The organism is Streptomyces sp. ADMS (genome assembly GCF_033441795.1).
In the GTDB taxonomy this organism is placed as follows: Bacteria; Actinomycetota; Actinomycetes; order Streptomycetales; family Streptomycetaceae; genus Streptomyces.
Window position 1 is genome coordinate 1 of the sequence record NZ_JAVFVX010000638.1, and the last position, 236, is coordinate 236.

At 67.4% G+C, this 236-nt stretch carries 1 pseudogene; it reads left to right on the top strand.

Annotated elements, in window-relative coordinates:
* Positions 1-236 (top strand): annotated as a pseudogene (locus RB628_RS42285) (site-specific DNA-methyltransferase); the annotation flags it as partial.

Below are 236 nucleotides of genomic sequence, written 5' to 3' on the forward strand. Positions count from 1 at the left end.
TGGAGCGGCACGATCCCCTGGATCAAGCCCGCCAGCCGGCCCCGCAAGGGCGGGTTCAAGCAGTCGGCCGAGTTCATCACCTGGGGCGTCAAGGGCAGCCTCGAAAAGGACCGGGACCTCTACCTGCCCGGCCACTTCGTCGCCTCCCAGCCCCGTAAGGACCGCGTCCACATCACCCAGAAGCCGGTCGAGATCATGCAGCAGCTCGTGCAGATCTGCCCCGAAGGCGGCACCGT